This window comes from Aeromonas sp. FDAARGOS 1407, assembly GCF_019048725.1.
Lineage (GTDB): Bacteria > Pseudomonadota > Gammaproteobacteria > Enterobacterales > Aeromonadaceae > Aeromonas > Aeromonas enteropelogenes.
On sequence record NZ_CP077399.1, the window covers coordinates 3689586 to 3709116 of the forward strand.

A 19531-nucleotide genomic window follows, 5' to 3' on the forward strand; every position below is an offset into this window, starting at 1 on the left:
GCCATTGTGAACAGCCATCAGGGCGCTGACAAGGGGGTTTTCTTTGTCATGTCCCCACAAAATCAATACCATGGCATCAACGACTCTCAATGGAACCGATTCATTGACCAGCACGCCCCCTTGCGTCCGTTTTTGTGGCGTCAACAAACGCTACGGCGATTTTCAGGCCCTCCACCAGATCGATCTCACCATAGAGCGGGGTGAGAAGTGGGTGATCTGCGGCCCGTCGGGCTCTGGAAAATCCACCCTGATCCGTACCATCAACGGCCTGGAGAAGATCGACGGCGGCCAGCTGTTCCTGTTTGGCGAGCCCGTTACCCCCGCCTATCTGCGCCGGCTGCAAGGACGGGTCGGCATGGTGTTCCAGCAGTTCAACCTCTTTCCCCACATGACGGTGCTGGAAAACCTGATGGTGGCGCCGGTGCACACCCTGGGGCTGCGCCCGGCGGATGCCAAGGCGCGGGCCCTGACGCTGCTGGAGCGGGTGCGCATCCAGGCCCAGGCCGACAAGTATCCCCACCAGCTCTCGGGCGGCCAGCAGCAACGGGTAGCCATCGCCCGCTCCCTTTGCATGCAGCCCGAGCTGATGCTGTTTGACGAACCCACTTCGGCCCTCGACCCCGAGATGATCCGCGAGGTGCTGGACGTGATCCGCGAGCTGGCGGACGAGGGGATGACGCTGGTTTGCGTCACCCACGAGATGGGCTTTGCCCGCCAGGTAGCGGATCGGGTGCTCTTCATGGACGAGGGCCGGATCATCGAGTCTGCCCCGCCGGCGCAGCTCTTTGGTGCTCCCTCCCACCCGCGCACCCGGGCCTTTCTCGAACAGGTGCTCAGCTACCATGGCTAGCGCGCGCCGCCTCTCCCCGCTCGGCTGGCTGCTCGGCACCCTGGCCCTGCTCCTGCTGCTTGGCAGGGCCCTCTACAGCGGTGCCCGCCAGATGGGGTATGAGTGGCAATGGCCGCGGGTGTTGCCGTTTCTCGGGGAGTGGGATGAGGGAGAATTCTATGCCGGCCCGCTGCTAAATGGTCTGCTGGTCACCCTGCAGGTAGCCCTGCTCAGCCTGGTGGGTACCCTGGTCGTCGGTCTCTGCGTGGCGAGCCTGCGCCTGCTCCCCTCCCGTCTGGGCCCCTGGCTCGCCCTCGCCTATCTCGCGCTGGTGCGCACCACGCCGCAATTGGTGCAACTCTATATTCTCTACTTCCTGCTGGGCCCCATGCTGGGGCTGGCGCCACTGGCCTGCGCCGTGCTGAGCCTCTCTCTCTATCAGGGCGCCTTTACCGCCGAAGTGTTGCGAGCAGGCGTGCTGGCCATACCCAGGGGACAATGGGAGGCCGCGCACGCCCTCGGCCTGCCCAGAGCCGTGACCCTGCGCAAAGTGATCCTGCCACAGCTCATGACCATCATATTGCCGCCGCTGACCAACGAGCTGGTGTCGCTCATCAAGCACTCGGCCCTGGTGAGCGTCATCGCCATCTTCGACCTTACCAACGAGGGACGCACCCTGGTGGCCGACACCTTTCTCACCTTCGAGGTGTGGTTTACCGTGGCCGCCCTCTACCTGCTGTTGACGCTGACCCTGTCAGCCTGTTCGCGGGCCCTGGCCCGTCATCTTGCTCCGGACCAACAAGGACGTTAACCATGACATCATTCATCAAAACCGCCCTGTCGGGCGCAGCCCTGCTGCTGACCACCACTCTGTTTGCCCCCGCCCAGGCCGACACCCAGCCCTCCGCCACCCAGGCCCAGATCGAGCAAAGCGGCAGCCTGAGGGTCGGCATGTCCACCTTCGCCCCCTGGGCGATGCGGGACAAACAGGGAGCCCTGATCGGTTTCGAGATTGACGTGGCCCGTCGCCTCGCCACCGACAACGGCTGGCAGGTGGAGTTCGTCCCCACCGCCTGGGATGGCATCATCCCCTCCCTGCTGGCGAAAAAATATGACGTCATCATCGGCGGCCTCACCATCACCCCCGAGCGGGAGAAGAGCGTACGTTTCACCCACCCTTACTCCCACTCCGGCGTTCAGCTGGCCGCCTCGACATCCATGGCAAGCGAGAAGAAAACCCTGGCCGACTTCAACCAGCGCGGGGTGATCCTGGCGGTGCGCCGTGGTGCCTCGCCGGTACAGGTGGCCAAGGTCAACTTTCCCAAGGCAACCCTGCGTCAGTTCGATGACGAGTCCCAGGTGTTTCAGGAGGTGCTGAACGGCCGCGCCCACGGCGCTCTCTCCTCCTCCCCCAAACCGGAGCAGGAGGCACTGCGCCACCCCGATGCCCTCTTCATGCCCTTCGCCACCCCGCTGGCGCAGGGGAACGAAGGCTTTGCCCTGCGTAAAGAGGACGGGGCCCTGGCCGAGCAGTTCAACGAGTGGATCGACGCCCGCCAGGCCGATGGCTGGCTCAAAGCGCGTCATGACTACTGGTTCAAGTCGCTGGCATGGAAAGCGCAGGTCGCCAACCCCTGATGATGACGAAGATAAGAGGGGCCATTCGCCACGTCGGCTGGCTGGATGGGGCGATTGTCGTGCTCTTGCTGCTGACGGCGGCCTGGCTCGCCAGCCGCGTCCATATCGGGGTAGCCTATCAGTGGCACTGGCATCAGGCCTTCGAGCTGCTGTTCACCCGCGGCCCGCACGGTGAGCTGCCCTATTTTTTCAGCGGCCTGCTCACCACCTTGCGCATCGCCCTGTTTGGCATGCTGCTGGCGCTGCTGCTCGGCACCACTCTCGGGCTGGCCACCTTCAGCCGCCGCCCCTGGCTGGTGCTGCCGGCCACCCTGTTTGTCCAGCTTGTCCGCAACCTGCCGCCGCTGGTGTTTATCTTCATCTTTTACTTTTTCATCGCCAACCAGCTATTGCCGGCAAGCGGCCTCTCACGCTGGCTCGGCAGCGCGGCCATCTCGCCCTGGCAGGAGGCGCTGTTCGGCCCGCCGGCACGCTGGGAGAACCTCATCTCCGGCACCCTGTGCGTCGGGATGATCAGCGCCGCCTTCGTCGCCGAGATAGTACGGGCCGGCCTCGCTGCCGTGCCCGCAGGGCAATGGGAGGCGGCGCAGAGCCTTGGTCTCTCCCCCTGGGTGCGGCTGCGCCGGGTGATCCTGCCCCAGGCTCTGCTGCTGATGCTGCCGCCCCTCACCGGCCAGCTCATCGCCCTGGTGAAGGATACCGCCATCGTCTCCCTCATCTCGGTGCAGGAGCTCACCTTTGTCGGCACCGAGATGGCCAACTCGAGCGGACTGGTTTACGAGATCTGGCTGCTGGTAGCAGCGGCCTATTTATTGATATGTTTGAGTCTGTTCGCACTCCTCAGCCGACTCGAAGCAAGACAAGGAGCACACAGATGCTGACGTCCCTGTTACTGGCTACCGCCCTGCACGCCGAGGCAATCGGCGGTTATGCCGCCGGCTGCCTGAAAAACGGCATGGCCCTGCCACTGGAGGGGCCTGGTTATCAGGTGATCCGTACCAAGCGGCTGCGCTACTACGGCCACCCCGACCTTATTCATTACCTGCAGACGCTGGCCAACCAGAGCCGCATGGCCGGCCTGCCGGATCTCTATATCGCCGATCTGGCGATGGCCCATGGCGGCCCCTTCACCTCGGGCCATCGCAGCCACCAGACCGGCCTCGATGCCGATATCTGGTTTCGCATGGCCAACCGCCCCATCAGCAAGTGGGAGCAGGATGCCCCCAGGGAGTGGGCGCTCATCGACGAGCCCAGTTACAAGATGCTGCCGGGGCGCTTTGGCCCGCAGCAGCTGACCCTGCTGCGCCTGGCCGCCAGTAAACCCGAGGTGGCACGCATCTTCGTCAACCCGGTGATCAAATCGGCCGTCTGTGAGCAGGCGGGTCACGAGCCCTGGGTGGCCAAGCTGCGCCCCTGGGTGGGCCATTTCAGCCATTTCCATGTGCGCCTGCGCTGCCCTGCCGCCAGCCCGGATTGCCAGCCCCAGCCCCCCATTCCCCCCGGCAATGGCTGCGGGGAGGAGCTCGCCTCCTGGCTCAAGGACAAGCCGCAGCTGCCCAGGGTATCGGGCATCAACAAGATGCCGGTCTTGCCCGCCCGCTGCAGTCGCGGATAGTCACCACAGCGTGTCGTCGCGGATTGTCGCCGCCGACCCCAAGCTGTTATGGTGAACCGATATTTGCCAGCCATTTCAATGGAGAACAACAAGATGAACCTATCTCTCTGGCGCAGGGCCACCCGATCCCTGCTGACCCTGACCCTGCTGCTGGGTCTGACCGGTTGCGGCATGAATACCATTCCGACTCTGGATGAGCAGGTCAAGGCGAGCTGGGGACAGGTGGAGAACAAGTACCAGCGCCGCGCCGATCTGGTCCCCAACCTGGTGGCCACCGTCAAGGGGTATGCCACCCACGAGCAGGAGACCCTCAAGGCGGTCACCGACGCCCGTGCCCGGGTCGGCAGCCTGCAGGTGAGCGATCCGGCCCAGCTCAAGGAGTTCGAGGCGGCGCAAAACCAGCTCTCCAGCGCCCTCTCCCGCCTGATGGTGGTGGTCGAGCGTTATCCCGATCTCAAGGCGGATCAGCAGTTCCTCACCCTGCAGGCCCAACTGGAAGGCACCGAAAACCGCATCTCGGTGGCCCGCCGCGACTACATAGAGGCGGTGCGCCAGTTCAACACCGAGATCCGCACCTTCCCCGGGGTGATCTGGCACAAGCTGCTCTACTCGGATCTGGAAGCCAAACCCAGCTTCAGCGCCAAGCCAGGTGCCGATGAGGCGCCCAAGGTGAGCTTCCAATGACCATGATGCTGCGCATCCTGCTGGCCTGCCTGCTGCTCTGGACCACAGCGCTACAGGCGGCTCCCGACTTTCCGCCCCTGAGCGGGCGGGTGGTGGACGAGGCGAGCCTGATGTCCCGCAAGCAGGCCCACCAGCTGACCCAGCAACTGGCCGCGTTTGAAAAACGCAGCGGCGTACAGCTGGTGGTGGTCTCCATCGACAGTTTGCAGGGAGAGACTATCGAGGAGTACGGCTACCAGCTGGGACGTCACTGGGGCATCGGCCAGAAAGGAAAAGACAACGGAGTCCTGCTGCTGATCGCCCAGGATGAGCGCAAGGTGCGGATCGAAGTGGGTTACGGCCTGGAAGGGGCCCTGCCCGATGCCATCGCCGCCAACATCATCCAGACCCGGATCCTGCCCGCCTTCAAGCGGGGCGACATGGTGGCCGGCATCATGGCGGGCAGCCAGGGCATCATGCAGGCCCTGGCTGGCGAATATCAGCCTGCCGACGCACAGAAAAAGGATGCGACCCAGGGCCCCTGGCTCTTCATCCTGATGGTGATTGCGATGATCGTGATCCATAACCTGCGCGGAGGGGGCGGCGGAGGTGGCTCGGGCCGCCGTCGCCGATCGGCCTACCTGGCCGGGGGACTGGGGGCCGGCTCCTTTGGCGGTCGCTCCGGCGGAGGCTTTAGCGGCGGAGGCGGTGGCTTCAGCGGTGGCGGTGGCAGTTTTGGTGGCGGTGGCGCCTCCGGTGGTTGGTAACAGGGATTAAGAGACGACAAGATGATTTCCAAACAGTTTTATCACACGCTTCAGGCCAGGGTCAGACAGGCAGAACAGGAGACGGACGCCGAACTGGTGACCGTGCTGGCCCCGGCCAGCGATGGATATCGCTACATTCCCACCCTCTGGGCGGCCCTGCTGGCCATGCTCACCCCGCTGCTGGTGTTCCAGCTCGGCTTCTGGCTCGGCTGGTACGAGATCCTGCTGGTACAGTGGTCGGTCTGGCTGCTGCTGAGCCTCCTGTTTCACTGGACCCCCATCAAGATGCGGCTGATCCCCAAACGGGTGCGCCTGCACCGGGCCGCCCTGATGGCGCGACTGCAGTTTGTCGAACAGGGGCTGCATCGCACCCGCGACCGGCTTGGCGTGCTGATCTTCGTCTCGGCCGCCGAGCACTACGTGGAGATCCTGGTGGATGACGGCATCGCCCAGCACATCGACAACGCCCAGTGGCAGGAGATCATTGATGACTTCGTAACACGGGTGCGCAACAAGGAGATCGAGCAGGGCTTTCTGGAGTGCATCGAGCGCACCAGCGCCATCCTGAGCGATGCCTTCCCCGCCACCCGGGATCAGAACGAGCTGCCTGACAGCCTGATCATCCTGGACAAGCCCTGAGCCGGTGTAAAAAAACGGCATTCTGCTCAAGGGTTAAGCGTTCGATAAAGATTATGAAAAATAAGGGGAAAAGTGGTTGACCGAGGCAGCCCTTTCCCCTACATTACGCCCCGTTCCAGCGCAACGGCGCGACGAACACAGTGTTGGCTGAACACGTTAAACAACAGACCAAAATTTGGTGAGGTGTCCGAGTGGCTGAAGGAGCACGCCTGGAAAGTGTGTATACGGCAACGTATCGAGGGTTCGAATCCCTCCCTCACCGCCAAATAAAGCAAAAGGCCCCGTCGCAAGACGGGGCCTTTTGCTTTATCCGATGGTGGGCAGCTTGGTTCGAACCCTGTTCGACAGGCGGGCAGGATAGCCCGCCTGGACGGTCAGAGGGCGAGCGCCAGGGATGGCGTGAATCAATCCCGACCCAGCGTCAAATTCGAAAGAGTCCACCTATGGTGGGCCCTTTTTCGTATCTCCCCCTGACTTTCGAGAGGGAAGGTGAGAACCCTCGTCGGGTTCGAGCAGAGCAGCGAGTTGCGATGAACGGCCGCAGGCCGCCCCGAAGGGGTGAGCCACGCAGTGGCGAATCATCCCTCCCTCACCCCGGCAGCCATACTCCAGCCACAGCCTTGCCGTCCAAGGCTCCGGGTGTCACACAACCCCGATGATCGCAAAACCCACCGATATATAAGTGTTATTGGCTCAAAAGAGGTTGATGATAATTAAACTGGGAGCAGAAATGTTGCAAACCATAAAATGACCACAACAAGGCTATAAAAATAGGATTTATTCAGGGTGTCGACTCAAATTTAAATAAACCGTCTTACTCCATAGCCTGACAATATTAATAAGCTCTATTAGATCGTCAGGAAATGCTTGGGTTTTATTGCCACCCAGAAAATAATTATCACCCTCTTCCTCATTTGATTGTATCTACACCCCACGCAGCAGTTGAACAGCCAGTCTGGTAAAGCATGTCTATGCAGGTGAAGCAGCGCGGCTGACTCCTCCAACCAGCAACTATGAGCATTTCAGATGTTTGATCGTGTGCCCCGGCATGATGACGCCGAGCACCTTTCCGGGCGGCCTCCCTTGATGACAGGAACAAATGATGACTAATTTATCATTTGCCTGTGGTGGTTGAATTTCACGCATGGACGCCCAAGCATAATCATGTAATGCTGTTTGCGTGAGATGGTTCACTTCATGTCACATGGGATAAATCAGCATTCTTGATGGCTGAGTTTTTACAACACGGAGAGCATCATGATTAGAAAAACAGTTTTGGCTGTTTCGTTGTGTGCGATGACTGCATTGCCGGCCTACGCAAAAATAAGTGACGAGATGGCGAAGGATGCCTTTATTTATGCCTACTCAATGGACGAGGCATACAAGTTTTTTTATGAAACCGCAGTAAAAACCGATACGCCCCTCAATCGATTCCAGAATATTCGTCACATCGCAGACGACACCTATACCTCTCACCCGACCATCAACAACGACACCCTGCATCTGCAAGGGTGGCTGGATGTCAGTGCCGAGCCGGTGATCGTCAGCGTGCCCGACATGGACAAGGGCCGTTACTGGATCCTGCACACCATGGACATGGGCCACTACACCACTTCCATGATCGGCTCCCGTCTGCGCGGTGAGAAAGGCGGTCGCTTCATGTTTGCCTCCAATACCTGGCAGGGGGAAGTGCCCGCCAGCGTGACCGAGGTCATTCGCGTCAACTCCAACCTGATCAAACTGATGGGTCGCATCATGGCGACCGGCAAGGAAGACGAGAAGGTAGCGCTCGGCTACATGGATCAGTGGAACATCCGCACCCTCTCCCAATACCTAGGCGTGCCGGGCCCCAAACCCAAGGTGCATCAATGGCCTGATCCGGCCAAGACCGACTGGCTGCAGCGGGTCAACTTCGTCCTGTGCGAAGGGGACATGGGCACGGCCGACAAACAGTGGCTGGATCAGTACAAGGCCATAGGACTGGCTCCTTGCAAACAGGATTTCACCAAGGAGCAGACGGCGGCGGCCAAGACGGGTGAGCAACTCGGCATGGCTTACCTGGCCGAGCTGGCGCCCAAGATGACCAACGCCGGCGAGCTGCTGGGCACTCGCGCCGAGTTGCAAAATGGCAAGCGTGACCTGTTTGCCGAAGGCACCTATCTCGGCCAGTGGGGGCTGCCGCCGGAAGAGTCCGTCTACCTGCAATCGGTAAAAGGGTCGGACGGCCAGAACATCAACGGTGCCAACGGCAAGAAATACCGCATGCGCTTCAAGGCGCCGGACGTGAGCCAGTTCTGGTCCTTCACCGTCTATGCCACCGACAACAAGTTGATGGCGCACAATGCCATCAACCGTCACAGCCGTGGCGACCGGACCCTCAAACCCGATGCCGATGGCATGTACACCATAGAGTTGAGCGCCAAGGGGGATGCCAACAATCCCAACTGGCTGCCTATCCCGGAGAAAGACGCCTACATCATCATGAGGATGTACGGCCCGAGCAAGGACGTGCGTGAAGGGAAATACCCCTTCCCTGCACTGGAAGTGGTCAAGTAACCAGTGATCAGGATGGCCGCACAAGGGGCGCTCGCGCCTTGTGCGGCTTCTTTGTTTCTCCCCTTTTTCTCTCCTTGGCGTTGCGCCCCTTGTGTCACATCCGGGCTCGTTTTTTCTTCCCTTCATTGCCCCCGCCACCATCGCTCATTTATTTGTTCACCGATTGGATATCGTTTTGAAAAACTGACACTTAAGTAGCTACACTAGCCACTATCACCATTCATGGACGGGTAACAGATGAGTTTGATCGGCCTGGTACTGGCACTGATCGCCATCCTTGGCGGCAACATGATCGAAGGCGGTCACCCCAGTGCGCTGCTCGACCTGCCAGCGTTTCTCATCGTCATCGGCGGTACCATTGGCGCCGCATTGACGCAATTCCCCTTCTCGGTCGTTGGCAGCACGATGAAACGCTTCAAATGGCTGCTCTCTCCTCTCAAGCTCGATCTGCATGAGCAGGCCCAGTTACTGGAGAACCTGGCCGGCAATGCCAGACGCAGCGGCATGCTGGCCCTCGAGGGGATGATCGAGGAGATCAAGGATCCCTTTTTGAGAAAAGGGGTACAGATGATGGTGGACGGTTACGAGAAGACCAAGATCCACGAGGTGCTGGAAAACGAGATCGAGTTCGAACAGGAAGATCTCGAACAGACCGTCAAATTCTACGAAGCCATGGGCGGCTACTGCCCGACCATGGGGATCGTCGGCGCCGTGTTCGGTCTTATTCACGCCATGGGCCTGCTGGATGCGCCGGACAAACTGGGGGGCGCCATCGCGGTGGCCTTTATCGCCACCATCTACGGGGTCTCCGCCGCCAACCTGATTTTCCTGCCCTTCGGCAACCGCTACAAGGCGTTCGCCCATCAGATCCGCCACTACAAGGAGATGACCCTGACCGGCATCCTCTGCATCGTGGACGGCGAATCCCAGGCTCGCCTGCAGGTGACCCTCGAACCTTATCTGGGAGCACATGGTGGCGAAAAAGAAAAAGGCTGAAGCACCGGAGAACCATGAACGCTGGCTGGTCTCCTATGCCGACTTCATGACCCTGCTGTTTGCCCTGTTCGTGGTGCTCTACTCCTTCGCCATGGCCAAGCAGTCGGAAACCCGGGTGCTGATCCAGGGCTTTATCGAGTCATTGGGCAAGATAGGTCTCATCTCGCCGCCGGCCGGCTCCCCCGTGATGCAGGGAGGAACCGGGATCCTGGAGCCCGACTCGAAGACAGCCCCCGGCGAGCCGCAAAAAGAGACGATCCTGGACAAAGTTGAGCATGCCGCAGCCGCCGATCCCATCAACGAAACCATAGGCCCCTCTGAACAACCGAGTCCTACCAATGACTGGCCCTACAAGGCCAAGGAGCAGGAGTGGGTGCAGGCAACCAAGCAGAAGCTTGAGCAGCAGCTCAAGTCACAGATCGAATCCAAGGATCTGGAAATTGAGCAGCTCGGCAGCCAGCTGGTGATCCGCATCGGCGAGAAGGCGCTGTTTCCCTCGGATTCTGCCTTCCTGCAGCCCCAGTTTATCCCCCTGGTCAACAAGATTGGCACCATCCTTACCGGTATCCCGGGGCGGGTGGTAGTAACGGGGCACACCGACAACTCCCAGGCGCCGGTGGAGCTATATCGCAACAACTGGGAACTGTCGGTGCTGCGGGCCGCCGCCATCGTCCAGACCCTGATCGGCAACCCCAAACTGGACGCCAGACGCATCGTCGCCCAGGGGGTGGCCGATACCCAGCCTCGCTACCCCAATGACACCTCAGCCCACCGCCAGGCGAACCGCAGGGTCGAAATCACCCTCTCCCAAGGCAAGGCTGCAGAAGAATCCCTTCCTCTGCTAAAACCCTGATAAATACACAGGCATCAACCGCATCACTTTCCTGAATGCCGATCGAGCCTTCCAGTCCTCCATATCGCCCCTTGTCAACTTCAGCAATAACCCTTTCACAATTTAAAACACTCATCGATGCTGGGTGGCGCACGCCCTGTCCCGCCATTTTCATTTGCTACCTTTTCATCAAAAAATTGAAGTTCGTAACAAATTTTAACATTCAACCAGTCGATTAATAATTAAGCGGCAAAAATGACATGTAAATCAGTACGGAAATGTCATACTACGTAACATCAATGTTAAGTAGCATGAATAGTTTGGTTAGGGAAAACCTCTATGTTTGCCGATATTGCTGTACAACACTGGGCTTTTGCCATTTATGTCGTTGCTGCCATCTGCCTCTGCCTGGGAATGATCGGTCTTGCCGCCGTACTGGGGGGGCGCGCCTACGGCCGCACCAAGAACAAACCCTTCGAATCCGGTGTCGACTCGGTCGGCAGTGCCCGCCTGCGTTTTTCCGCCAAGTTCTATCTGGTCGCCATGTTCTTCGTCATCTTCGATGTCGAGGCGCTCTATCTGTTTGCCTGGTCGGTGTCGGTGCGCGAAACCGGCTGGGTCGGCTTCATCGAGGCCACCATTTTCATCGTTTTGCTGCTCATCGGCCTGGTCTACCTCTGGCGCATCGGTGCGCTGGACTGGTCGCCGCGCAAGGCGCCACTAAACGACAAGAAAACTGACTGAATCACAGATCCTTTCCTTGAGGTTGCACCATGAAGTACACCCTGACCCGGATTGACCCGGATGCGCCCGTCGAGCGTTACCCCCAGGAGCAGCGCCAGACCGTCGATGACCCGCTGGCACAAGAGGCGACGCGCGGCATCATGATGGGGCGTCTCGAGGAGGTGCTGCAAGACACGGTCAACTGGGGCCGCAAGCACTCCCTGTGGCCCTACAACTTCGGCATCTCCTGCTGCTACGTGGAGATGTGTACCGCCTTCACCTCCCCCCACGACGTCGCCCGCTTCGGCGCCGAAGTAATCCGGGCCTCTCCCCGTCAGGCCGATTTCATGGTGATAGCCGGCACCCCCTTCATCAAGATGGCGCCGGTCATTCAGCGTCTCTACGAGCAGCTGCTCGAACCCAAGTGGGTCATCTCCATGGGGGCCTGTGCCAACTCGGGGGGCATGTACGACATCTACTCCGTGGTGCAGGGGGTCGACAAGTTCCTGCCGGTCGACGTCTACATTCCGGGCTGCCCGCCCCGCCCCGAGGCCTTTTTGCAGGCGCTCATGCTACTGCAGGAGTCCATCGGCAAGGAGCGCCGGCCGCTCTCCTGGGTGGTGGGGGATCAGGGGATCTACCGCCCCCAGATGCAGGCCGAAAAAGAGCGCAAGCGCGGCGAGCGGATCAATGTGACCAACCTGCGCACGCCGGATGAGATCTGACCATGAAATTGACCCGAGAGTTTCCAAGCAACTACACCATGGCCCAGTGGCAGCCAAGCGATCATCAGGATGCCAGGGTGATAGGCGAACTGTTCGCCCACTTTGGCGCTGACCATTTCACGCTGCAAACCACCCGCACCGGCGTGCCCGTAGTCTGGCTCTCCCGCGAGCTGCTGCTCGACGTGATGGGCTTCTTGCGCGCCCTTCCTTCCCCGTTCGTGATGCTGTTTGACTTGAGCGCCACCGACGAGCGGATGCGCAGCCACCGGGAAGGGTTGCCACAAAGCGATTTCACCGTCTTCTATCACCTCATCTCCATCGAGCGAAACAGCGATCTGATGCTGAAGGTGGCGCTGCTGGAGAGCGATCTGACCCTGCCCACCATCACCGGCCAGTACCCCAACGCCAACTGGTACGAACGGGAAGTGTGGGATCTGCTGGGGATCACCTTCGACGGCCACCCCCACCTGACCCGGATCATGATGCCGAGAAGCTGGCAGGGACACCCCCTGCGCAAGGACTACCCGGCGCGGGCCACCGAATTCGATCCCTTCATGCTCGATGCCGCCAAGCAGGACATGGAGCAGGAGAACCTGCTGTTCAAGCCCGAGGAGTGGGGCCTGGCCCGCGGCAACGAGAACGAGGACTACATGTTCTTGAACCTCGGCCCGAACCACCCCTCCGCCCACGGCGCGTTTCGCCTGGTGCTGCAGCTCGATGGCGAGGAGATCCGCAACTGCGTGCCCGACATCGGCTATCACCACCGCGGCGCCGAGAAGATGGGGGAGCGCCAGTCCTGGCACAGCTACATCCCCTACACCGACCGGGTCGAGTACTTAGGGGGCGTGATGAACAATCTCCCCTACGTGCTGGCGGTCGAGAAGCTCGCCGGCATCAAGGTGCCGCAGCGGGTCGACATGATCCGGGTGATGATGGCGGAGCTGTTTCGCATCCAGAGCCACCTGCTGTTCCTTGGCACCTATATCCAGGACGTGGGGGCCATGACCCCGGTCTTCTTCACCTTCACCGACCGCCAGCGCATCTACACCATCATCGAGGCCATCACGGGCGCGCGCATGCACCCGGCCTGGTTTCGCATCGGCGGCGTGGCTCACGATCTGCCTCAAGGGTGGCAGCGTCTCATCCAGGACAATCTGCTGAGCTGGCTGCCCAAGCGGCTGATGGAGTATGAGAAGGCGGCGATGCGCAACAGCATACTGCGCGGGCGCACCATAGGGGTCGCCGCCTACACCACCGAACAGGCGCTCGCCTGGGGCACCACGGGCGCTGGCCTGCGGGCCACCGGCCTCAACTTTGACGTGCGCAAATGGCGCCCCTATTCCGGCTACGATCAGTTCGACTTCGAGGTGCCGGTGGGCAGCAATGGCGATGCCTACGACCGCGCCACCGTGCGCATCGAGGAGATCCGCCAGAGCATGTCGATCATCGAGCAGTGCATGAAGAACATGCCGGAAGGGCCCTTCAAGGCGGATCATCCCCTCACCACGCCACCGCCCAAGGAGCGCACCCTGCAGCACATCGAGACCCTGATCACCCACTTCCTGCAAGTGTCGTGGGGCCCTGTCATGCCGGCGGCCGAGTCGCTGCAGATGATAGAAGCGACCAAGGGGATCAACAGCTACTACCTGACCAGCGATGGCTCCACCATGAGCTACCGGACCCGGATCCGCACCCCGAGCTTTGCCCACCTGCAACAGATCCCCTCGGTGATCAAGGGCAGCATGGTATCGGATCTCATCGTCTATCTGGGCAGCATCGATTTCGTTATGTCGGATGTGGACCGTTGAGTCCTGTCGCCCCCTTCGCGAAGGGGGCGACAGACGAGACGCGCAGTAAAGGGACAAGCCACCAAAGGTCAAGTCATGAGCCAGCAATGTCAGTGTCATCATAATCAGACCCCACAGGGGCAAGGGGCATGCAACAGCAACCGGGACGAGTTCGTCCTGAGCCAGGCTGAACGCGATGCCATCGAACACGAGAAGCACCACTACGAAGATCCCCGTGCCGCCAGCATAGAGGCGCTCAAGATCGTGCAACAGGCCCGCGGCTGGGTCCCCGACGGTGCCATTCACGCCATCGCCGCCGAGCTTGGCATTCCCGCCAGCGACGTGGAGGGGGTCGCCACCTTCTACAGCCAGATCTTCCGCCAGCCGGTGGGACGCCACATCATCCGGGTCTGCGACAGCATGGTCTGCTACATCAACGGTCACGAACAGTTGCTGGCCGGCCTCAAGGAGGTGATGAACCTCGCCCCCGGCCAGACCAGCGCCGATGGCCGCTTCACCCTGCTGCCGGTCTGCTGCCTTGGCAACTGCGACAAGGGACCGGCGCTGATGATCGACGACGACACCTATGGCGGGCTCGATCCCGTCAGCCTGCTCAAGACTCTGGAGGCTTACCCATGAGCCTTGATCAGCGCAAGACCCTCGCCTCCTTCGGCACCGCCAACCGCACCCCTCGCGCCCCCGAGACCCACCCGCTCACCTGGCGTCTGCGCGACGACGGCCAGCCGGTGTGGCTGGACGAATACCAGGCCAAACAGGGCTATGAGGCCGCCCGCAAGGCCCTCGGCCAGATGAGCCCGGATGAAATCGTCAGCACCGTCAAGGATGCCGGCCTCAAGGGGCGCGGCGGCGCGGGCTTTCCCACCGGGGTGAAGTGGGGGCTGATGCCCAAGGACGAGAGCATGAACATCCGTTACCTGCTCTGCAACGCCGACGAGATGGAGCCCAACACCTGGAAAGACCGGCTGCTGATGGAGCAACTGCCCCACCTGCTCATCGAGGGGATGATCATCTCGGCCCGGGCCCTCAAGGCCTACCGCGGCTACATCTTCCTGCGCGGCGAGTATGTGGATGCCGCCATCCATCTGCGTCGCGCCGTGGAAGAGGCCAAGGCCGCGGGGCTCCTTGGCAAGAACATCCTGGGCTCCGGCTTTGATTTCGAGCTGTTCGTTCACACCGGCGCCGGCCGCTACATCTGCGGCGAGGAGACGGCGCTTATCAACTCCCTGGAAGGGCGCCGCGCCAACCCGCGCGCCAAACCCCCCTTCCCCGCCGTCAGCGGCGTCTGGGGCAAGCCCACCTGCGTCAACAACGTCGAGACCCTGTGCAACGTGCCGGCCATCATAGGCAACGGCGTGCCCTGGTATCAAGGATTGGCCCTGCCGGGTTCGGAAGATCACGGCACCAAGCTGATGGGCTTTTCCGGCAGAGTGAACAACCCGGGAGTCTGGGAACTGCCCTTCGGCATCACCGCCCGCGAACTGTTCGAGGAGTACGCCGGCGGTATGCAGAGCGGCTATCGTCTCAAGGCTTGGCAGCCGGGCGGCGCCGGCACCGGCTTCCTGCTGCCAGAACACCTGGACGCCCAGATGTACACCGCCGGCATCGGCAAGGTGGGCACCCGGATGGGCACCGGGCTCGCCATGGCGGTGGATGACAGCATCAACATGGTGAGTTTGCTGCGCAACATGGAGGAGTTCTTCGCCCGCGAATCCTGCGGCTGGTGCACCCCGTGTCGCGACGGCCTGCCCTGGAGCGTCAAGCTGTTGCGGGCATTGGAGCGTGGCGAAGGGCAATCCGGCGATCTGGCGACCCTGGAGCAGCTGTGCAACTTCCTCGGCCCCGGCAAGACCTTCTGTGCCCATGCCCCCGGCGCCGTCGAACCGCTGGCCAGCGCCATCAAGTATTTCCGCCCCGAGTTCGTGGCCGGGATCAAGGGCCACGGCGACAATCGCAAGCCGCTCAAAGGGATCCAGCCCAACCTCTTGGGCGAGCGCTGGTAAGCGCAGAACAGATTTCACCAAACAGGTTTCAGGGAAGAGGTATGGCAACCATTCATGTAGACGGAAAAGAGTACGAGGTAGACGGGGCGGACAACCTGTTGCAAGCCTGCCTGTCGCTGGGTCTCGACGTCCCCTATTTTTGCTGGCACCCGGCGCTTGGCAGCGTCGGCGCCTGCCGCCAGTGCGCGGTCAAACAGTACCAGAATGCCGACGACACACGCGGTCGCCTGGTCATGTCCTGCATGACCCCGGCGAGCGATGGCAGCTACATCGCCATTGAAGATGAAGAGGCAAAAGAGTTTCGCAAGAGCGTGGTGGAGTGGCTGATGACCAACCACCCCCACGACTGCCCGGTGTGCGAAGAGGGCGGCGCCTGCCACCTGCAAGACATGACGGTGATGACGGGCCACAACAGCCGGCGTTACCGCTTCACCAAACGCACCCACCAGAACCAGGATCTGGGCCCCTTCGTGGCCCACGAGATGAACCGCTGCATCGCCTGCTACCGCTGCGTACGCTACTACAAGGATTATGCCGGCGGCGAGGATCTTGGTGTCTACGGCGCTCACGACAACGTCTACTTCGGGCGGGTCGAGGATGGCACCCTGGAGAGCGAATTCTCCGGCAACCTGGTGGAGGTATGCCCGACCGGGGTATTCACCGACAAGACCCACTCCGAGCGCTACAACCGCAAGTGGGACATGCAGTTTGCCCCGAGCATCTGCCAGCAGTGTGCGGTCGGCTGCAACATCAGCCCGGGGGAGCGCTACGGCGAGCTGCGCCGCATCGAAAACCGCTTCCACGGCGCCCTCAACCACTACTTCCTCTGTGACCGTGGCCGCTTTGGCTATGGCTACGTCAATCTGAACGATCGGCCGCGCCAACCCTTGCTGCAAGAGGGGAGCGACAAGCTCGCCATCACGGTGGATGGCGCCCTCAACCGCGCCGCCGATGCCCTGCGCACCGCAAGCGGCGTCATCGGCATTGGCTCCCCTCGCGCGTCGCTGGAGAGCAACTTCGCCCTGCGCGAGCTGGTGGGGGCCGAGAATTTCTACAGCGGCGTCGAACAGGCAGAGTGGGCCTGCCAGCTGAAGATGCTGCACATATTGCAGCACGGCGGTATTCGCACCCCGAGCCTGCGTGACATGGAAGAGGCCGACGCCATCCTGGTGCTCGGCGAAGACGTCACCCAGACTGCCGCCCGCATCGCCCTGGCCCTGCGCCAGGCGGTCAAGGGCAAAGCCCGCGAACTGGCTCGCAAGATGAAAGTCGATCTGTGGCAAGTTGCCGCGGTGCAGACCCTCGGCCAGAACGAGCGCTATCCGCTGCTCATCACCAGTCTCGACACCACCCGCCTTGACGACGTGGCCACAGAGACCTGGCACGGGGCTCCGGCCGATCAGGCGCGCCTCGGCTTTGCCATCGCCAACCTGCTTGACGGCGAGGCCCCCGCCCCCGCCGATCTCGCCCCCGAGCAACAGGCGCACGCAACCCGCTGGGCCGAGCTGCTGGGCAGCGCCAAGCGGCCCCTTGTTATCGCAGGCTCCGGCGCCAGCTCCGAAGCCCTGATTGAGGCGGCCAGCAATATCGCCCGCGCCCTCAAGGGTCGCGGTCAGGCGGTGGCGCTTGCCCTGGTGGCGCAGGAGGTCAACTCCCTCGGGCTCGCCATGATGGCCGACGCCGGCAAGCCGCTGGAGGCGGCCTTTGAGCGTATCGAACGCGAAGATCAGCTGGCGCTGGTGACCCTGGAGAACGATCTCTATCGCCGCGCCCCGCGCAGCCGGGTCGACGGGGCGCTCAAGCGCCTCCAGCACCTGCTGGTGGTGGATCACCAGCTCACCCCGACTGCTCAGCAGGCGGATCTGGTGCTGCCCGCCGCCAGCTTTGCCGAGGCGGACGGCACTTTGGTGAACATGGAGGGGCGCGCCCAGCGTTTCTTCCAGGTCTATGCCCCCGCCTTCTACGACGCCGACATCCAGGTGCGCGAAGGGTGGCGCTGGCTGGCTGCCCTGCAAGGGGCGATCAAACGCCAGCCGCTGCGCTGGCAGACCCATGAGCAGATAAGCCAGGCCTGCGCCGCCGCCAATCCGCTGCTGGCCACCATGCTGGAAGCGGCCCCCAACGCCGGCCTGCGCATTCGCGGCATGCGCCTGGCCCGCGAGCCTCACCGCTACAGCGGTCGCACCTCCATGCTGGCGGATCAGAACGTGAGCGAGCCGCGGGTGGCGCAGGATCCCGACTCCCCCTTCAACTTCTCCATGGAAGGGTACGCAGGCGCGCGCCAACCCCTGCCCCAGGTGCCCTTCGCCTGGGCCCCGGGCTGGAACTCGCCGTCTGCCTGGAACAAGTTTCAGGACGAGGTGGGCGGCCATCTGCGCGCCGGGGATCCCGGCCGTCGCCTGCTTGAACCGGATGAAGTGACCCTGGGCTGGTTCGAGGCCATCCCGGCCCCGTTCGCGGCACAATCTGCCCTGCAGGTGGTGAACTATGCCCATCTGTTCGGCGGCGAGGAGCTCTCGGCCAGAAGCCCGGTCATCCAGGCCCGCATGGGCGAGCCCACCCTGGTGCTGAACCCGGCCGATGCGGCGCGCCTGGCCTTGCGCGCGGGCAGTCAGGTGGCCCTCTCCTGGGGCGGCAGCCACTGGCAATTGCGCCTTCACCTGAGCGATCGGCTTGCTGCCGGCCTGGTGGGCTTGCCCCTTGGGGTGAACGGCCTGCCGACTGCCCTCGCCCAGGCCACTGTGGATAATCTGCAGGAGGTGATCGCATGAGTGATTCCCTGATGGATCTGCTGATTGAGGTGGGCAAGGCGCTGATTGTGCTGGTGGGGATCGTGGGGGCCGGCGCCTTCATGAGCTTCATCGAGCGCCGTTTGCTCGCCCTGTGGCAGGACAGATATGGCCCCAACCGGGTTGGCCCCTTCGGCCTGCTGCAACTGGCGGCGGACATGGTGAAGATGTTCTTCAAGGAGGACTGGATCCCGCCCTTCGCCGATCGGCGGATCTTCATCCTGGCCCCCATCATCGCCTTCACCTCCTTCATCCTGGCGTTTGCCGTGGTGCCCCTCACCCCCACCTGGGGCGTGGCGGATCTCAACGTGGGTCTGCTCTACATCCTGGCCATCGCGGGGCTGGCGGTCTATGCGGTGCTGTTCGCCGGCTGGTCGAGCAACAACAAATACTCCTTGCTTGGCAGCCTGCGTGCCTCGGCCCAGACCCTCTCCTACGAGGTGTTTCTCGGGCTCTCCTTGATGGGGATAGTGATCCAGAGCGGCAGCTTCAACCTGCGGGAGATCGTCGAAGCCCAGGCAGGCCTGTGGAACGTGGTGCCCCAGTTCCTGGGCTTTGTCACCTTCCTGTTCGCCGGGGTCGCCGTCACCCACCGCCATCCGTTCGATCAGCCGGAGGCCGAGCAGGAGCTCGCCGACGGCTATCACATCGAGTACGCGGGCATGAAGTGGGGGCTGTTCTTCGTGGGCGAGTACATCGGCATCGTGCTGGTCTCCGCCCTCATCGTGACCCTCTTCTTCGGTGGCTGGCATGGACCCTGGTTGCCCCCCTTCATCTGGTTTGCCCTGAAGACCGCCTGCTTCATGGTGCTCTTCATCCTGCTGCGGGCCTCCCTGCCCCGCCCGCGCTTTGACCAGGTGATGGCGTTTGGCTGGAAGGTGTGCCTGCCGCTGACCCTGATCAATATGCTGGTCACCGCAGCCGTGGTGCTGATGAATGTGCAGTGAGACA

General features: G+C 62.0%; 18 protein-coding genes, 1 tRNA gene and 1 other RNA gene. All 20 read left to right on the forward strand.

The window, feature by feature from the left end; all coding sequences use genetic code 11:
- The first annotated feature begins 70 nt into the window (after positions 1–70).
- Positions 71–850, forward strand: coding sequence for an amino acid ABC transporter ATP-binding protein (locus tag I6L37_RS17310; RefSeq protein WP_254203502.1), 780 nt, complete (start codon positions 71–73; stop codon positions 848–850).
- Complete coding sequence (locus I6L37_RS17315) at positions 843–1640, forward strand: amino acid ABC transporter permease (protein ID WP_216992508.1); 798 nt, start codon at positions 843–845, stop codon at positions 1638–1640. The genes I6L37_RS17310 and I6L37_RS17315 overlap by 8 nt, the downstream gene beginning before the upstream one ends.
- A gap of 2 nt (positions 1641–1642) precedes the next feature.
- Entirely contained in the window at positions 1643–2467 is an 825-nt protein-coding gene (locus tag I6L37_RS17320) for a transporter substrate-binding domain-containing protein (protein ID WP_216992509.1), read from the forward strand.
- Positions 2440–3348, forward strand: coding sequence for an amino acid ABC transporter permease (locus tag I6L37_RS17325; RefSeq protein WP_216992510.1), 909 nt, complete (start codon positions 2440–2442; stop codon positions 3346–3348). The genes I6L37_RS17320 and I6L37_RS17325 overlap by 28 nt, the downstream gene beginning before the upstream one ends.
- On the forward strand, positions 3342–4082 hold the full coding sequence (gene mepA, locus I6L37_RS17330; RefSeq protein WP_216992511.1) for a penicillin-insensitive murein endopeptidase: 741 nt from the start codon (positions 3342–3344) through the stop codon (positions 4080–4082). Before I6L37_RS17325 ends, mepA begins: the two co-directional genes overlap by 7 nt.
- Positions 4083–4160: 78 nt before the next feature.
- The gene (locus I6L37_RS17335) at positions 4161–4766 is read left to right on the forward strand and encodes a LemA family protein (RefSeq protein ID WP_216994194.1); all 606 of its coding nucleotides are present in this window, start codon (positions 4161–4163) and stop codon (positions 4764–4766) included.
- Complete coding sequence (locus tag I6L37_RS17340; RefSeq protein WP_216992512.1) at positions 4763–5512, forward strand: YgcG family protein; 750 nt, start codon at positions 4763–4765, stop codon at positions 5510–5512. The genes I6L37_RS17335 and I6L37_RS17340 overlap by 4 nt, the downstream gene beginning before the upstream one ends.
- Before the next feature lie 21 nt (positions 5513–5533).
- Positions 5534–6151 carry a TPM domain-containing protein gene (locus I6L37_RS17345; RefSeq protein WP_216992513.1) on the forward strand — a complete coding sequence of 206 codons (618 nt, stop codon included), beginning with the start codon at positions 5534–5536 and terminating at the stop codon, positions 6149–6151.
- A 177-nt stretch (positions 6152–6328) separates the two neighbouring features.
- A tRNA-Ser gene (locus I6L37_RS17350) sits at positions 6329–6416 on the forward strand.
- 204 nt (positions 6417–6620) lie between these two features.
- A non-coding RNA gene (locus tag I6L37_RS17355) (RtT sRNA) lies at positions 6621–6749 on the forward strand.
- Between the two features lie 737 nt (positions 6750–7486).
- Positions 7487–8707, forward strand: a complete 1221-nt coding sequence (locus I6L37_RS17360) for a DUF1254 domain-containing protein (protein ID WP_216992514.1) — start codon at positions 7487–7489, stop codon at positions 8705–8707.
- 237 nt (positions 8708–8944) lie between these two features.
- Complete coding sequence (locus I6L37_RS17365) at positions 8945–9703, forward strand: flagellar motor protein (RefSeq protein WP_042026519.1); 759 nt, start codon at positions 8945–8947, stop codon at positions 9701–9703.
- Positions 9678–10556 (forward strand): flagellar motor protein MotB, encoded by an 879-nt coding sequence (locus I6L37_RS17370; RefSeq protein WP_216992515.1) that lies wholly within the window; start codon positions 9678–9680, stop codon positions 10554–10556. Before I6L37_RS17365 ends, I6L37_RS17370 begins: the two co-directional genes overlap by 26 nt.
- 318 nt (positions 10557–10874) lie before the next feature.
- On the forward strand, positions 10875–11279 hold the full coding sequence (locus I6L37_RS17375) for an NADH-quinone oxidoreductase subunit A (RefSeq protein ID WP_026457425.1): 405 nt from the start codon (positions 10875–10877) through the stop codon (positions 11277–11279).
- Positions 11280–11308: 29 nt separating this feature from the next.
- Positions 11309–11983 (forward strand): NADH-quinone oxidoreductase subunit B family protein, encoded by a 675-nt coding sequence (locus tag I6L37_RS17380; protein WP_124238268.1) that lies wholly within the window; start codon positions 11309–11311, stop codon positions 11981–11983.
- A 38-nt stretch (positions 11984–12021) separates the two neighbouring features.
- Entirely contained in the window at positions 12022–13791 is a 1770-nt protein-coding gene (gene nuoC, locus I6L37_RS17385) for an NADH-quinone oxidoreductase subunit C/D (protein WP_367948803.1), read from the forward strand.
- A 75-nt stretch (positions 13792–13866) separates the two neighbouring features.
- On the forward strand, positions 13867–14409 hold the full coding sequence (gene nuoE / locus I6L37_RS17390; protein WP_254203503.1) for an NADH-quinone oxidoreductase subunit NuoE: 543 nt from the start codon (positions 13867–13869) through the stop codon (positions 14407–14409).
- Entirely contained in the window at positions 14406–15791 is a 1386-nt protein-coding gene (gene nuoF, locus I6L37_RS17395) for an NADH-quinone oxidoreductase subunit NuoF (protein WP_216992517.1), read from the forward strand. Before nuoE ends, nuoF begins: the two co-directional genes overlap by 4 nt.
- Before the next feature lie 41 nt (positions 15792–15832).
- Positions 15833–18562 (forward strand): NADH-quinone oxidoreductase subunit NuoG, encoded by a 2730-nt coding sequence (nuoG, locus tag I6L37_RS17400; RefSeq protein WP_216992518.1) that lies wholly within the window; start codon positions 15833–15835, stop codon positions 18560–18562.
- Positions 18559–19527, forward strand: a complete 969-nt coding sequence (nuoH, locus tag I6L37_RS17405) for an NADH-quinone oxidoreductase subunit NuoH (RefSeq protein WP_042026528.1) — start codon at positions 18559–18561, stop codon at positions 19525–19527. The genes nuoG and nuoH overlap by 4 nt, the downstream gene beginning before the upstream one ends.
- The last annotated feature ends 4 nt before the right edge of the window (positions 19528–19531 follow it).

Bases quoted from the DNA above. Each gene is read 5' to 3' on its own strand.
- I6L37_RS17360 (WP_216992514.1), top strand. From the start codon at position 7,487: ATGGCGAAGGATGCCTTTATTTATGCCTACTCAATGGACGAGGCATAC.
- I6L37_RS17365 (WP_042026519.1), top strand. From the start codon at position 8,945: ATGAGTTTGATCGGCCTGGTACTGGCACTGATCGCCATCCTTGGCGGC.
- mepA (WP_216992511.1), top strand. From the start codon at position 3,342: ATGCTGACGTCCCTGTTACTGGCTACCGCCCTGCACGCCGAGGCAATC.
- I6L37_RS17320 (WP_216992509.1), top strand. From the start codon at position 1,643: ATGACATCATTCATCAAAACCGCCCTGTCGGGCGCAGCCCTGCTGCTG.
- I6L37_RS17325 (WP_216992510.1), top strand. From the start codon at position 2,440: ATGGAAAGCGCAGGTCGCCAACCCCTGATGATGACGAAGATAAGAGGG.
- I6L37_RS17315 (WP_216992508.1), top strand. From the start codon at position 843: ATGGCTAGCGCGCGCCGCCTCTCCCCGCTCGGCTGGCTGCTCGGCACC.
- I6L37_RS17335 (WP_216994194.1), top strand. From the start codon at position 4,161: ATGGAGAACAACAAGATGAACCTATCTCTCTGGCGCAGGGCCACCCGA.
- nuoE (WP_254203503.1), top strand. From the start codon at position 13,867: ATGAGCCAGCAATGTCAGTGTCATCATAATCAGACCCCACAGGGGCAA.
- nuoC (WP_367948803.1), top strand. From the start codon at position 12,022: ATGGCCCAGTGGCAGCCAAGCGATCATCAGGATGCCAGGGTGATAGGC.
- I6L37_RS17375 (WP_026457425.1), top strand. From the start codon at position 10,875: ATGTTTGCCGATATTGCTGTACAACACTGGGCTTTTGCCATTTATGTC.
- nuoF (WP_216992517.1), top strand. From the start codon at position 14,406: ATGAGCCTTGATCAGCGCAAGACCCTCGCCTCCTTCGGCACCGCCAAC.
- I6L37_RS17345 (WP_216992513.1), top strand. From the start codon at position 5,534: ATGATTTCCAAACAGTTTTATCACACGCTTCAGGCCAGGGTCAGACAG.
- I6L37_RS17370 (WP_216992515.1), top strand. From the start codon at position 9,678: ATGGTGGCGAAAAAGAAAAAGGCTGAAGCACCGGAGAACCATGAACGC.
- nuoG (WP_216992518.1), top strand. From the start codon at position 15,833: ATGGCAACCATTCATGTAGACGGAAAAGAGTACGAGGTAGACGGGGCG.
- I6L37_RS17310 (WP_254203502.1), top strand. From the start codon at position 71: ATGGCATCAACGACTCTCAATGGAACCGATTCATTGACCAGCACGCCC.
- I6L37_RS17340 (WP_216992512.1), top strand. From the start codon at position 4,763: ATGACCATGATGCTGCGCATCCTGCTGGCCTGCCTGCTGCTCTGGACC.
- nuoH (WP_042026528.1), top strand. From the start codon at position 18,559: ATGAGTGATTCCCTGATGGATCTGCTGATTGAGGTGGGCAAGGCGCTG.
- I6L37_RS17380 (WP_124238268.1), top strand. From the start codon at position 11,309: ATGAAGTACACCCTGACCCGGATTGACCCGGATGCGCCCGTCGAGCGT.